This window comes from Bartonella senegalensis OS02 (genome assembly GCF_000312545.1).
Taxonomy (GTDB): Bacteria; Pseudomonadota; Alphaproteobacteria; order Rhizobiales; family Rhizobiaceae; genus Bartonella; species Bartonella senegalensis.
Genome location: NZ_HE997540.1, coordinates 91,232 through 104,114, shown reverse-complemented (window position 1 = coordinate 104,114; position 12,883 = coordinate 91,232). Strand labels below are relative to the sequence as shown.

The 12,883-nt window shown below is 40.1% G+C and carries 12 protein-coding genes and 1 pseudogene; 11 read left to right on the top strand and 2 right to left on the bottom strand.

Translation table 11 applies throughout. The features are described 5' to 3' along the window. Window positions 1-7: 7 nt before the first annotated feature. From kdsA to BN200_RS00390, 11 genes and pseudogenes are all read left to right on the top strand, one after another. Entirely contained in the window at window positions 8-853 is an 846-nt protein-coding gene (kdsA, locus tag BN200_RS00440; protein WP_019220429.1) for a 3-deoxy-8-phosphooctulonate synthase, read from the top strand. Between the two features lie 67 nt (window positions 854-920). After that, the gene (eno, locus tag BN200_RS00435; protein WP_019220428.1) at window positions 921-2,189 is read left to right on the top strand and encodes a phosphopyruvate hydratase; all 1,269 of its coding nucleotides are present in this window, start codon (window positions 921-923) and stop codon (window positions 2,187-2,189) included. Window positions 2,190-2,293: 104 nt separating this feature from the next. Further along, on the top strand, window positions 2,294-2,701 hold the full coding sequence (locus BN200_RS00430) for a TM2 domain-containing protein (RefSeq protein ID WP_019220427.1): 408 nt from the start codon (window positions 2,294-2,296) through the stop codon (window positions 2,699-2,701). 401 nt (window positions 2,702-3,102) lie between these two features. Beyond that, a pseudogene (locus BN200_RS00425) lies at window positions 3,103-3,512 on the top strand (TM2 domain-containing protein). Between the two features lie 172 nt (window positions 3,513-3,684). Beyond that, window positions 3,685-4,014 carry an FtsB family cell division protein gene (locus tag BN200_RS00420; protein WP_019220426.1) on the top strand — a complete coding sequence of 110 codons (330 nt, stop codon included), beginning with the start codon at window positions 3,685-3,687 and terminating at the stop codon, window positions 4,012-4,014. A gap of 129 nt (window positions 4,015-4,143) precedes the next feature. Then, window positions 4,144-5,184: a pyruvate dehydrogenase (acetyl-transferring) E1 component subunit alpha gene (gene pdhA, locus BN200_RS00415; protein ID WP_019220425.1), complete on the top strand. Its 1,041-nt coding sequence runs from the start codon at window positions 4,144-4,146 to the stop codon at window positions 5,182-5,184. Between the two features lie 16 nt (window positions 5,185-5,200). Beyond that, the gene (locus BN200_RS00410) at window positions 5,201-6,574 is read left to right on the top strand and encodes a pyruvate dehydrogenase complex E1 component subunit beta (RefSeq protein WP_019220424.1); all 1,374 of its coding nucleotides are present in this window, start codon (window positions 5,201-5,203) and stop codon (window positions 6,572-6,574) included. Between the two features lie 14 nt (window positions 6,575-6,588). Then, window positions 6,589-7,914 (top strand): pyruvate dehydrogenase complex dihydrolipoamide acetyltransferase, encoded by a 1,326-nt coding sequence (locus BN200_RS00405; RefSeq protein ID WP_019220423.1) that lies wholly within the window; start codon window positions 6,589-6,591, stop codon window positions 7,912-7,914. 225 nt (window positions 7,915-8,139) lie between these two features. Next, on the top strand, window positions 8,140-9,600 hold the full coding sequence (gene lpdA / locus BN200_RS00400) for a dihydrolipoyl dehydrogenase (RefSeq protein WP_019220422.1): 1,461 nt from the start codon (window positions 8,140-8,142) through the stop codon (window positions 9,598-9,600). Window positions 9,601-9,672: 72 nt separating this feature from the next. Beyond that, the gene (lipA, locus tag BN200_RS00395; RefSeq protein WP_019220421.1) at window positions 9,673-10,635 is read left to right on the top strand and encodes a lipoyl synthase; all 963 of its coding nucleotides are present in this window, start codon (window positions 9,673-9,675) and stop codon (window positions 10,633-10,635) included. 2 nt (window positions 10,636-10,637) lie between these two features. Beyond that, window positions 10,638-11,099 carry a type II toxin-antitoxin system RatA family toxin gene (locus BN200_RS00390; RefSeq protein ID WP_019220420.1) on the top strand — a complete coding sequence of 154 codons (462 nt, stop codon included), beginning with the start codon at window positions 10,638-10,640 and terminating at the stop codon, window positions 11,097-11,099. Between the two features lie 88 nt (window positions 11,100-11,187). Here BN200_RS00390 and BN200_RS00385 read toward each other — a convergent pair whose 3' ends face one another. Further along, complete coding sequence (locus tag BN200_RS00385; RefSeq protein ID WP_019220419.1) at window positions 11,188-11,676, bottom strand: CinA family protein; 489 nt, start codon at window positions 11,674-11,676, stop codon at window positions 11,188-11,190. After that, on the bottom strand, window positions 11,673-12,869 hold the full coding sequence (locus tag BN200_RS00380; protein WP_341871742.1) for a bifunctional 2-C-methyl-D-erythritol 4-phosphate cytidylyltransferase/2-C-methyl-D-erythritol 2,4-cyclodiphosphate synthase: 1,197 nt from the start codon (window positions 12,867-12,869) through the stop codon (window positions 11,673-11,675). Before BN200_RS00380 ends, BN200_RS00385 begins: the two co-directional genes overlap by 4 nt. Window positions 12,870-12,883 lie beyond the last annotated feature (14 nt).

Below are 12,883 nucleotides of genomic sequence, written 5' to 3'. Positions count from 1 at the left end.
GGATAAAATGTCTGAACCAAATACCCCAAATGCGATTGTGAAAGTTGGAAATGTTATTTTTTCAAATGAAGCGCCTTTTTCATTAATTGCAGGGCCATGTCAGATAGAAAGTCGTGATCACGCTTTTGAAATGGCAGGCAGAATTAAGGAAATTACAGATCAAGTTGGTATTGGGTTTGTTTATAAATCGAGTTACGATAAAGCCAACAGAACGTCTCTAAGTGCAGTACGTGGTGTTGGTCTTGAAAAAGCCATGACTATTTTTTCTGATTTGAAGAAGGAGTTTGGTTGTCCGATTTTGACTGATGTGCATACAGAAGAGCACTGTGCTGTTGTTGCTTCAACAGTCGATATTTTGCAAATACCTGCTTTTTTATGTCGTCAAACAGATCTTTTGGTAGCCGCAGCCAAAACGGGGCGTATTATTAATATTAAAAAAGGTCAGTTTTTAGCGCCGTGGGATATGAAAAATGTTTTAAAGAAGGTTACGCAAAGCGGGAACCGGAATGTTATGCTTTGTGAACGCGGCACTTCATTTGGTTATAATCGGCTTATTTCTGATATGCGTTCATTGCCTATTTTGCGGTCTTTTGGTGCTCCTGTTATTTTTGATGCAACGCATTCTGTTCAGGAGCCAGGTGGTCAAGGTGATTCATCCGGTGGACAGCGTCAATTTGTTGAGATTTTGGCGCGTGCAGCTGTTTCGGTTGGGGTCGCCGGTATTTTTTTAGAGACACATCAAGATCCAGATAATGCCCCTTCTGATGGACCCAATATGGTTAAAATTGATCATTTACAAAGACTGCTTGAGACTTTAATGGAATTTGATTATCTGTCAAAAAAGATCAATTGAATAGAGAAGATATTTCTCATTATGGTGTTTAAAGTGATTAAGACTTTTGTTGGATGAGGAAACGCAAATGACTATAATTGTCGATATTATTGGACGGGAAGTACTAGATAGCCGAGGTAATCCAACGATAGAAGTTGATGTTCATTTAGAAGATGGAGCTATTGGTCGTGCTCTTGTTCCCTCTGGAGCATCGACGGGGGCACATGAAGCTGTAGAACTACGTGATGGCGGTAAGCGCTATCAAGGGAGGGGCGTTGAAAAAGCAGTTGCTGCAGTCAATGGTGAGATTCTTGAGGAACTTGGTGGGCGGGATGCCAGAAATCAGATCGGCATTGATCAAGCAATGATTGCCTTGGATGGAACACCAAACAAGGCACGCCTTGGGGCTAATGCAATTCTTGGTGTTTCATTGGCTGTTGCAAAAGCGGCAGCAGAGTCATTATCTTTACCTCTATATCGTTATATTGGTGGAACACGGGCACATGTTCTTCCAATACCAATGATGAATATTATTAATGGGGGTGTCCATGCTGATAATCCGATTGATTTTCAAGAATTTATGATTATTCCTGTAGGGGCATCTACGTTAAAAGAAGCTGTTCGCTATGGTGCTGAAATCTTTCACACGTTAAAAAAACGTTTGAAAGATGCAGGTTATAATACCAATGTTGGTGATGAAGGTGGCTTTGCACCTCAATTGAAAAGCGCTGAGCAGGCAATTGATTTTATGATGGAATCTATAATAGCCTGTGGGTATAAACCAGGGGAACAAATTGCTCTTGGTTTGGATTGTGCTGCAACTGAATTTTATAAAAATGGTTCGTATTTTTATGAAGGCGAGGGGAAGTGTCGTGATGTGGGTGAACAAGTAGATTATTTAGCAGGACTTATTAAAACTTATCCTATTATTACGATTGAAGATGGGATGGCTGAGGATGATTGGGAAGGTTGGAAGTTGCTCACTGATTCGATTGGTAAAAAATGTCAGCTTGTTGGCGATGATTTATTTGTAACAAATTCTGCACGTTTGCGTGATGGTATCAAAAGGGGAGCAGCCAATTCTATTCTTATTAAAGTAAACCAGATTGGCACGTTGAGTGAAACGCTTGATGCTGTAGAGACAGCCCATAAAGCAGGTTATCGCGCCATTATATCTCATCGTTCAGGTGAAACAGAAGATTCTTTTATTGCGGATCTTGCCGTTGCAACCAATTGTGGACAAATTAAAACGGGTTCTCTTGCTCGTTCAGATAGATTAGCAAAATATAATCAGCTTATTCGTATTGAAGAAATGCTGGGAGATCAGGCATGTTATGCGGGACATTGGTATTGTTGATGGGGATGAATGCAAGATTTTAGATTATGATATCATTTGAACACAATTACGAGATCTAATTTTTTATCAACGACGTGGGAACAACAATTATTAGGTGTTAAAAGATGAGAGGTATAATTATTAGTCAAGATCAGGGGACTTATCTTGTTTCTGGTGATGATGGTCAGCGTTATCAGTTTGCAACTTGGGATTGGTTAGGAAAAAATCCGCCGATGGTGGGTGATACTGTTGACTTTGTGTGTGAAGGGGATAGTGTCAATTCTGTATTCCCATTGCTACAACAAGGTTTAGAGCCTTCAAAACCAATGTTAGCACTCATTTGTTGGTTCACTGGCGTATTTGGTGTTCACCGTTTTATGGTTGGTAAAGTGAAAACTGGCGCTTTAATGCTTATTCTCTCTTTAACACTTTTTGGCTTGATAGTTACAGGGATTTGGGCAATCGTTGATTTTATAGTGATTGCGGCGGGAAAATTTACTGACAAAAATGGCAAGCAAATTACACGTTGGTAGAAACTTTTACATTACAAACAAAAGAGAAAGATCAAATAACACCTATAATTACCGTCCCCACGTCGTTGATAAAAACTAGATCAAGTATATAACAGAAGAATGATCTGGTCTGTATATTTGTTAAGATATTGAAAAGACATGTACAGTTGACAAAGAATATAAGAAAGACTGTGCATATTTTATATCAATAAAATAGTAATGCAAATCATTCAGGGTGTTTTGTATTGCTGTTTATTTTAGTGGGGAATTTTAAGTCAATGGGGGATTTTAAGCTATTTTCATTATTCATTTATTCTGGTGAATACAGTTTGTATTCACACAGTCAAATTCACCAACTTATCAAATAAGAAGGACAGCTTCTTGTGAATAACACATGAGTAGCAATTTCAGAGGTAGTAAAAATGAAAGGTGAGATTATTAGTCAGGATCGAGGGGCTTATCTCGTTGCTGGTGAGGATGGTAAGCGCTATCAATTTGTGACTTGGGATTGGTTAGGAAAAAATCCACCAAGAGTCAGTGATACCGTTGATTTTGTGTGTGAGGGTGATGTCATTAAATCTGTTTTCCCTCTCTTGAGTCAACAACAGTCAAAACAATCAAAATTGGTATTAGCACTTGTTTGTTGGTTTTTTGGATGGTTGGTGCCCACCGCTTTATGGTTGGCAAAATTGGGTCTGGTTTTTTAATGCTTATTCTGACTTTCTCATTTGTAGGGACATTTGTGTCTGTGATTTGGATAATTATTGATTTTATAGTTATTATAGCTGGCAAATTTACTGACGAAGATGGGTACCAAATTACAAATTGGTAGAGGCTTATGTGCTGTAATATGAAGTGGGTAATATGATATAGTATCGGAGGATACTCACATACAGTAATAAATGTGTACATGTATACATTTGGTAATGAGGTATTAATCAAAATAATGCAGAGTGGGGTCAAATATTAAGAGGATTATGCTGTAAAGACTGTGCTATTATTTTATGTGGACAAAGCAGAAACGCAGATCAATCAAAATACGCTTTGTGCTCCCACTGATGACGGTAGGAGTGTTAAGTTATTTCAGTTATCACATTTATCATGGTGAGTATGGATTGTATTCACGCAGTGAAGTGAATCAACATATTTTTGCATTAGAAGAGGAACTTCAGAAATTAGAAGCTGAGCGGATGCTCATTGAAAAGCGTATTTCTCTTTTACGCAATGGGCATATTGAAAAGGACATGCTGGATGAGTATGTGAGGAAAAATTTAGACTTTTCTAAGCCGAATGAATTGACGATTTTAACTCCTTTAAATGATATGAAGAGTTAATGAAAAATCACCTAATTTCAAACAATATTTTCAAACAATTCCCCGTGATATTATTTAAGCTTGATTGATAATGCTTGTAACTTTTGTTCGTAAAGGTTATTCCTAAATAATCATAAAAGGGAGTTTAATATGGCAGAACGATCTAAAAAAAATTCTGCGTTGGTGGGGCATAATGCATTATCAAACACCACAAAGAAAGCACAAATAGCCAGTTTTACAAAAGAAGAGGAAATGGATGCTTACCGTGAGATGCTTTTAATTCGCCGTTTTGAAGAAAAGGCAGGGCAACTTTATGGTATGGGGCTTATTGGTGGATTTTGTCATCTCTATATTGGGCAGGAAGCTGTTGTTGTTGGAACGCTAAAGGCAGCCAAAGAAGGTGATCAGGTTATAACATCTTACCGGGATCATGGACATATGTTGGCGGTTGGGATGAGCCCTCGTGGTGTAATGGCAGAATTAACAGGGCGTCAAGGCGGATTTTCCAAGGGGAAAGGGGGATCGATGCATATGTTTTCTAAAGAAAAGAATTTTTATGGCGGACATGGCATTGTTGGTGCACAGGTTCCGATTGGCTCTGGTTTGGCATTTTCGAATCAGTACCTTGGTAAAGATAACGTAACATTGGTATATTTTGGTGATGGTGCTGCCAATCAGGGGCAAGTTTACGAAAGTTTTAACATGGCTTCTCTATGGAAGCTTCCCGTTGTCTATATTATTGAAAATAATCAGTACGCTATGGGGACATCAGTTGCCCGTGCATCGGCAGAAACGGATTTTTCTCGTCGTGGTCTTTCCTTTGAAATTCCAGGTATTGTTGTTAATGGTATGGATGTTCGAGCAGTAAAAGGAGCTGCGGATGAAGCAATTACTTGGGCACGTTCAGGGAAAGGACCGCTTCTTCTTGATATGCAGACCTATCGCTATCGTGGTCACTCCATGTCTGATCCAGCAAAATATCGCTCAAAGGAAGAAGTCCAAAAAATAAAAGAGGAGCAGGATCCGATTGATCAGGTAAAAAATCGAATTCTTAAACAAGGTTTTGCAAGCGAAGACGATTTAAAATCTATTGATAAAGAGGTGCGTGCGATTGTCGCGGATGCGGCAGATTTTGCGCAAAGTGATCAAGAGCCAGATGCTTCTGAGCTTTATACTGATGTTTTAGTTTGATGCGAGGGAAGCGAGTATGTCTATTGATATTTTGATGCCAGCGCTTTCACCAACGATGGAAGAAGGTAAATTATCTAAATGGCTCAAGAAAGAAGGCGATAAAGTGAGTTCTGGTGACATTATTGCTGAAATTGAGACAGATAAAGCAGTGATGGAAGTAGAGGCTGTCGATGAAGGTACTCTTGGGAGAATTTGTGTGCTTGAAGGTTCTGAAGGGGTGAAGGTTAACACCGTTATTGCGGTCTTGTTGGAAGAAGGTGAAACTGTTGAGGATATTTCACAGACTGCAGATTCTGTAAATACGCATCAAAAGAATGGGAGCGCGTCTTATTCTTTTTCTTCATCAGTGCCACAGCATCCTATTATGACTACTCCTCCTGATTTTGATATTCCAGCGGGCACACAAATGGTTACGATGACGGTACGTGAAGCACTCAATCAGGCTATGGCTGAAGAGATGCGGCGTGATGAAATGGTTTTCCTCATGGGGGAAGAAGTCGCGCAATATCAAGGTGCTTATAAGGTTAGCCAAGGTTTATTGGAAGAATTTGGTGCACGCCGAGTTATTGATACACCAATTACAGAACATGGTTTTGCAGGGTTGGCTGTTGGTGCTGCTTTTGGAGGGCTGCGGCCTATTGTCGAGTTTATGACATTTAATTTTGCTATGCAGGCAATTGACCAGATTATTAATTCTGCAGCGAAAACTCGTTATATGTCTGGTGGGCAAATGACAGCTCCTATGGTTTTTCGAGGTCCCAATGGGGCTGCTGCACGTGTTGGTGCTCAGCATTCTCAATGTTATGCTGCTTGGTATAGTCATGTTCCAGGTCTTAAAGTTGTTATGCCTTACAGTGCTGCCGATGCAAAAGGTTTGCTAAAAGCTGCTATTCGTGATGACAATCCCGTTATTTTCCTTGAAAATGAGATTTTATATGGTCATCAATTTGATGTTCCACAAATAGATGATTTTGTTTTACCTATTGGAAAAGCGCGTATTCATAAATCTGGACAAGATGTGACGATCGTTGCGTGTGGGATTGGTATGCATTATGCAGTTCAAGCATTGCCTGAAATTGAAAAATTGGATATTGATGTTGAATTGATTGATTTACGGACCATTCGTCCGATGGATCTTCCAACAATTATTTCTTCAGTTAAAAAAACAGGTCGTTTGGTAACAATTGAAGAGGGATATCCGCAGTCATCTGTTGGCACTGAAATAGCAACGCGTGTTATGCAGCAGGCTTTTGATTATCTTGATGCACCAGTTGCTACAATTGCTGGAAAAGACGTTCCGATGCCTTATGCTGCAAATCTTGAAAAATTGGCTTTGCCTAATACCGCTGAAATTGTTGAAGCCGTTAAGGCTGTGACGTATAACGCATAAGGGAGGAAAGCACTATGCCCATTAAGATTACAATGCCTGCGCTTTCCCCAACAATGGAAGAAGGCAACTTGTCAAAATGGAATATCAAGGAGGGGGATAAAGTTTCTTCTGGTGATATAATTGCTGAAATTGAGACCGATAAAGCAACAATGGAAGTAGAGGCCGTTGATGAAGGAACTGTTGCTAAGATTGTTGTTCCTGCTGGAACGCAAGGCGTTAAAGTGAACAGTTTAATTGTTGTTTTAGCAGAAGAAGGAGAAGATTTAGCTGAAGTGGCAAAGGTTGCAGAGGAAACCTCTTCTTCTGCAATGAAAGAATCAGAAGATGCAAAACAGAGAGATTCAAAGATAGCACAGATCTCTCCTGTCTCATCAGTTCAGCAATTAATGCAGCAAGGGAAAGAGAAAATACGTCTTTTTGCTTCTCCCTTAGCGCGGCGATTAGCAGCTCAAGCTGGTCTTGATTTATCACGTCTTTCTGGAAGTGGTCCTCATGGGCGTATTATCAAGCGAGATGTAGAAAAGTTCATGAAAGGTGGTGTTTTAACGGCTTCTTGTTCTTCACAAATTGAACAGCTGGCAGGTGCAGGTACTTCTGACAAACATATACTGCAACTCTTTAAAGAGGATGAATATACATTCACGCCCCATAATAATATGCGTAAAACAATCGCCAAACGTTTGGTGGAATCTAAGCAGAGAGTGCCACATTTCTATGTAACACTTGATTGTGAACTTGATGCGTTATTACAGTTACGTACGCAATTGAATGCTGCTGCACCAGTAATGAAAATGCAAGAAGGTTCTAAGCCTGCTTATAAGCTTTCCGTTAACGATATGATTATTAAAGCTGTAGCACTTTCTTTGCAGGCTGTTCCTGATGCGAATGTTTCTTGGCTTGAGGGTGGAATACTTCATCACAAACACTGTGATGTTGGAGTAGCTGTTTCTGTTGAGAATGGATTAATTACACCAATTGTTCGCCATGCAGAGGAGAAATCTTTATCGATTATTTCTAATGAGATGAAGGATTTTGCAAAGCGTGCACGTGAGCGCAAATTAAAAATGGAAGAGTATCAGGGGGGAACGACAGCTGTATCGAATATGGGGATGTATGGTGTAAAAAGTTTTTCTGCTATTCTTAATCCACCGCATGCGACGATTTTTGCTATTGGTGCAGGTGAGCAACGTGCTGTTGTTAAAAATGGTACATTAGCAGTTGCGACAGTTATGTCGGTTACACTTTCCGCTGATCATCGTGCTGTTGATGGTGCACTAGCAGCAGAGCTTGCACGGACTTTTAAGAAGATGATTGAAAATCCAATAGCAATGCTCATTTGAGCTGTTTAAAAATGCTTCACGTAAAGTGTGTGTGAGTATGGTGAGTTTAATATGGTAAAAGCGGATTTAAAGAGTTTGAAGGGCTATGTTATTGCTGCTTCTGATTTAGTAAAGGCACTTATATGAAGCGTCGAATGAAAGTCACCAGAAAATTCTGTCATATTTTTTGGTCTTAAGCGCAAAGAATGCGTATCCATTTTTGTGTATATCCATGGAGGGATTACTGTGGCGAATCTTTATGATGTAATTGTGATTGGATCGGGTCCTGGCGGATATGTAACCGCAATTCGTGCGGCGCAATGCGGCTTCAAGACTGCGATTGTTGAACGTGAACATTTAGGAGGGATTTGCTTAAATTGGGGTTGTATTCCAACAAAGGCACTTTTACGTTCAGCGGAAATAAAGCATTTTTCTGAACGTTTGAAGGATTACGGTTTAAAGCTTAACGGTTCAATTGAAGCCAATATCAAAGATGTTGTGGCACGTTCGCGCGCAGTTTCGGCACGTTTAAATGCTGGTGTTGGTTTTTTGATGAAAAAAAACAAAATCGATATTATTTGGGGCGAAGCAAAGCTTACCAAGAAAGAGCAGGGGAGCCAGCTTTTAGAAATTAGAGTTTCGTCATCTTCAAAACCGATTATGCAACCGCAAAATCCAGTACCAAAAGGCACATTGGGAGAAGGGACTTATCAAGCAAAGCACGTCATTATTGCAACGGGTGCACGTCCTCGTATCCTTCCTGGTATTGAGCCAGATGGGAAGTTCATTTGGACGTATTTTGAAGCTATGATTCCCCATGCCATGCCGAAATCACTTTTGGTCATGGGATCTGGGGCCATTGGCATTGAATTTGCTTCTTTTTATCATGATATGGGGGCAGAGGTCACTGTTGTTGAAATGATGCCTCACATCATGCCAGCTGAGGATATTGAGATTTCAAAATTTGCTCGTAAACAGTTAGAGAAAAAAGGCATTCGCATTCTTAGCCAGGCAAAAGTGACAAAGGTTAAAAAAGCTTCCGATTCCGTTACTGCATCTCTTGATGTTAACGGGAAAACAGAAACAATAACAGCGGATCGGCTGATTTCAGCTGTTGGGGTTCAGGGTAATATTGAAAATCTTGGATTAGAAGCCTTGGGCATCAAAACCGATCGTGGGTGCATTGTTACGGATGAGTGGAGTTGGACAGGTGTAGAGGGTATTTACGCTATTGGTGATGTCGCTGGTCCTCCTATGTTAGCACATAAAGCGGAAGAAGAAGGTGTCATATGCATTGAACGTCTTGCAGGATTGGAGAATATTCATCCGCTTGATAAAAGGAAAATTCCAGGTTGTACATATTGTACACCGCAAGTTGCCTCTGTAGGGCTTTCAGAAGCGGCGGCAAAAGAAGCAGGCTATGATATACGTGTTGGTCGTTATTCCTTTTCTGCGAATGGCAAAGCGATTGCTTTGGGTGAAGATCAGGGATTAGTAAAAACTATTTTTGATAAAAAAACAGGACAGCTTCTTGGGGCGCATATGGTGGGGGCAGAGGTAACAGAATTGATTCAAGGTTTTGTTATTGCTATGAATCTTGAAACAACCGAAGAGGAATTGATGCATACTGTCTTTCCACATCCAACATTATCGGAAATGATGAAAGAGAGTGTGTTGGATGCTTATGGTCAAGTTTTAAATGCTTGATGACTGGATTGTCTGAAAAATTTTGTGTTTCATTTTTTATTGGCATTCCATATTGATAAGGCAAAGGCTTAAATGGTTACGGTTGTTGATAGAGTTACAAATAGACGTTTGCGTCATCCTGAAAAGGCGCATCGTCCTGATACAAGCGTTCAAAAAAAACCGGATTGGATTCGTGTAAAAGCACCAACATCACAGGTCTATAAGGAAACGCATGGTATTGTCCGTGCTCATAAATTAGTAACCGTATGTGAAGAAGCAGGTTGCCCCAATATTGGTGAATGTTGGAGCCAGCGTCATGCCAGCTTTATGATTTTGGGTGAAATATGTACGCGGGCATGTGCATTTTGCAATGTTGCAACAGGCATTCCACTCGCTGTTGATGAGAACGAGCCAGAACGTGTTGCAGATGCTGTTGCACGGATGGAATTAAAACATGTTGTTATTACCTCAGTTGATCGTGATGACCTTCCTGATGGTGGTGCTAAACATTTTGCGAAAGTTATTTATGCGATTCGTCAAAAAGCTCCTAAAACAACAATTGAAGTTCTCACACCTGATTTTCGCCATAAGGATGGAGCTTTAGAAATTGTTGTTGCTGCTAAACCTGATGTTTTTAATCATAATTTAGAAACAGTTCCTTCTAAATATTTAAAAGTTCGTCCAGGAGCCCGTTATTTTCATTCGATTCGTCTCTTACAACGTGTTAAAGAACTTGACCCGACAATCTTTACAAAATCAGGGATTATGGTTGGTCTTGGAGAAGAAAGAAATGAAATTCTCCAATTGATGGATGATTTGCGCTCCGCTGATGTTGACTTTATGACAATTGGGCAGTATTTGCAGCCTACTCGAAAGCATCATCCAGTTATTCGTTTTGTAACACCTGAAGAATTTGAGTCTTTTGCCAAAATTGGTAAAGTGAAAGGTTTTTTACACATGGCTTCCAATCCTCTGACGCGTTCATCGCATCATGCAGGCGATGATTTTGCAATTTTGCAAAAAGCACGTGATGAAAAATTTGCTTTACAGAGATAGTTATGCCAACTTTTACAACACATCAGCAAATTGCCCATAGTGCTCGTGAAATGTTTGATCTTGTTGCAGATATTGAATGCTATCCGGAATTCTTACCGATGTGTGAAGCTTTGATAATCCGTTCTCGCAAGGAATGTGAGGGAAAGACATTACTTCTTGCTGATATGACAGTTGGCTATAAACTGATCCGAGAAACTTTCACAACCCAAGTCTTTCTTCGGCCAAAGGAAAAAATCATAGAGGTTCGATATATTGATGGTCCATTTAAATATCTTGAAAATCGTTGGGCCTTTTATCATACTGAGAAGAGCGACATTTGTAATATAGAATTTTTCATTGATTATGAATTTAAAAACAAAATGCTTGGGCTGATAATGGGCTCAATGTTTGATGTTGCTTTTCATAAATTTACCGATGCTTTTGAAAGACGTGCTCATAGGGTTTATGGTACTCCGGTAACATAATTTATTCAGTTGAATTTATGATACTTATTATAATGTCATGGACCATGATGGGAGTGTTGTGTCATATGGAAATCAGATGGAAAGAATGTCATTGCAGAGATTCCAAGATCATTTTCAAAGCATTTTCAACGGTTGCATGACGGATAGCCTTGCGCTCAAGCTTGTCAAAGCGCATTTCTTTATGTAGAGTTTTATGGTTTTTGTAAGCAACTGCGAAATGCACAAGTCCTACCGGTTTATTGACACACGCTCCTTCTGGTCCTGCAATTCCTGTTACAGCGATTGCAATTTCAGCTTGTGAATATTTTAATCCGCCTTCGGCCATTGCAAGCACAACTTCTTTTGAAACGGCACCATGGGTATTTATAAGTTCAGCACGTACACCGACAAGGCGCATTTTAGCTTCATTTGAGTAAACAACAAATCCACAATCGAGCACATCGGATGATCCTGCAATATTGGTAAGATTTGCAGCAATGAGGCCCCCTGAGCAAGACTCGACAGTTGCTAAACGTAAACCTTTTTGGCGACAAGCTGTAAGGACTTCGCGTGCCTGTTTTTCGCAAAAATATGTCATGAGAGAATTTCTCCTGGGTAAAGGACACTCGCCGTTGCAAAAGCTGCAATCCCTTCGCCACGACCAATAAATCCAAGCTTTTCATTTGTTGTGGCTTTTATGGAGATTCGATCGGGTGAAAGTGTGAGTATATTCATAAGATTTTCTATCATTGCATGGCGATAGGGGCCGATTTTAGGGTCTTCAGCGATCAGTGTGATATCAACATTGGCGATACGACCACCTGCTTGTTTAACAATATCCAGAGCATGAAGGAGAAAAATTTCTGAAGATGCATTTTTCCATTGAGGATCAGAGGGTGGAAAATGTGTGCCAATATCTCCCGCTCCTCGGGTAGCAAGAAGGGCATCTGTGAGTGCATGAAGAGCGACATCAGCATCAGAGTGTCCATTTAATTTTTTATGAAAAGGAACTTTTATGCCACATAATATAAGAGAAGTTCCTTCTTCGAAAGAATGAACATCGTAACCATTGCCGGTGCGGATATCAGGAAATATTTGCATTTTTTTCTGAAGGTATAAATGTGCAGTATCAAAATCTTCGTGCCATGTGATTTTTATGTTGTGAGGGTCTCCAGGAATGGTACGCATAGGAATACCAAACCATTCCGCAATTGCAGAATCATCGGTGAATTCTTTTTTGCAAGCTTGGTTTGCTTTTTCATGGGCCGCTAAGATACGTTCAAAAGGAAAACACTGTGGAGTTTGTGCACTATAAAGATCTGCGCGTGGAATTGTTTCTAAAACATAGTGAGCGCTATTGACACGTTTGAGAGTATCAGAGATGGCGAGAATGGGGAGAACGCCTTCTTGAGGGTTGATGGTGATATGGATTTGCTCGAGGAGCTTGTTTTCGATAAAGGGGCGTACACCATCATGAATATGCACATATTTAGGCTTAAACTTTTTAAGTGCCTGAAGCCCACGTAAGGTAGATATTTGGCGTGTGTTGCCTCCTTCAACAATGATAAGCCGTTCTTTAAAATCGGTAAGGGTCTGTTCACAGATTTGGTGGTCCTCTGGATGAATAACGAGGATAATCGTTGTGATGGCTGGATTCTGGCAAAAACAACGCACAGTATGGCAAATAACCGGCTCTTGTCCTAAAAGTCGGTATTGTTTTGGTTTTTCTAGGAGCGACCCTGCTCTTTTACCGCGTCCAGCGGCTAATATAATTGCTGCAATAGAAATGATTGATTTTCCTTATG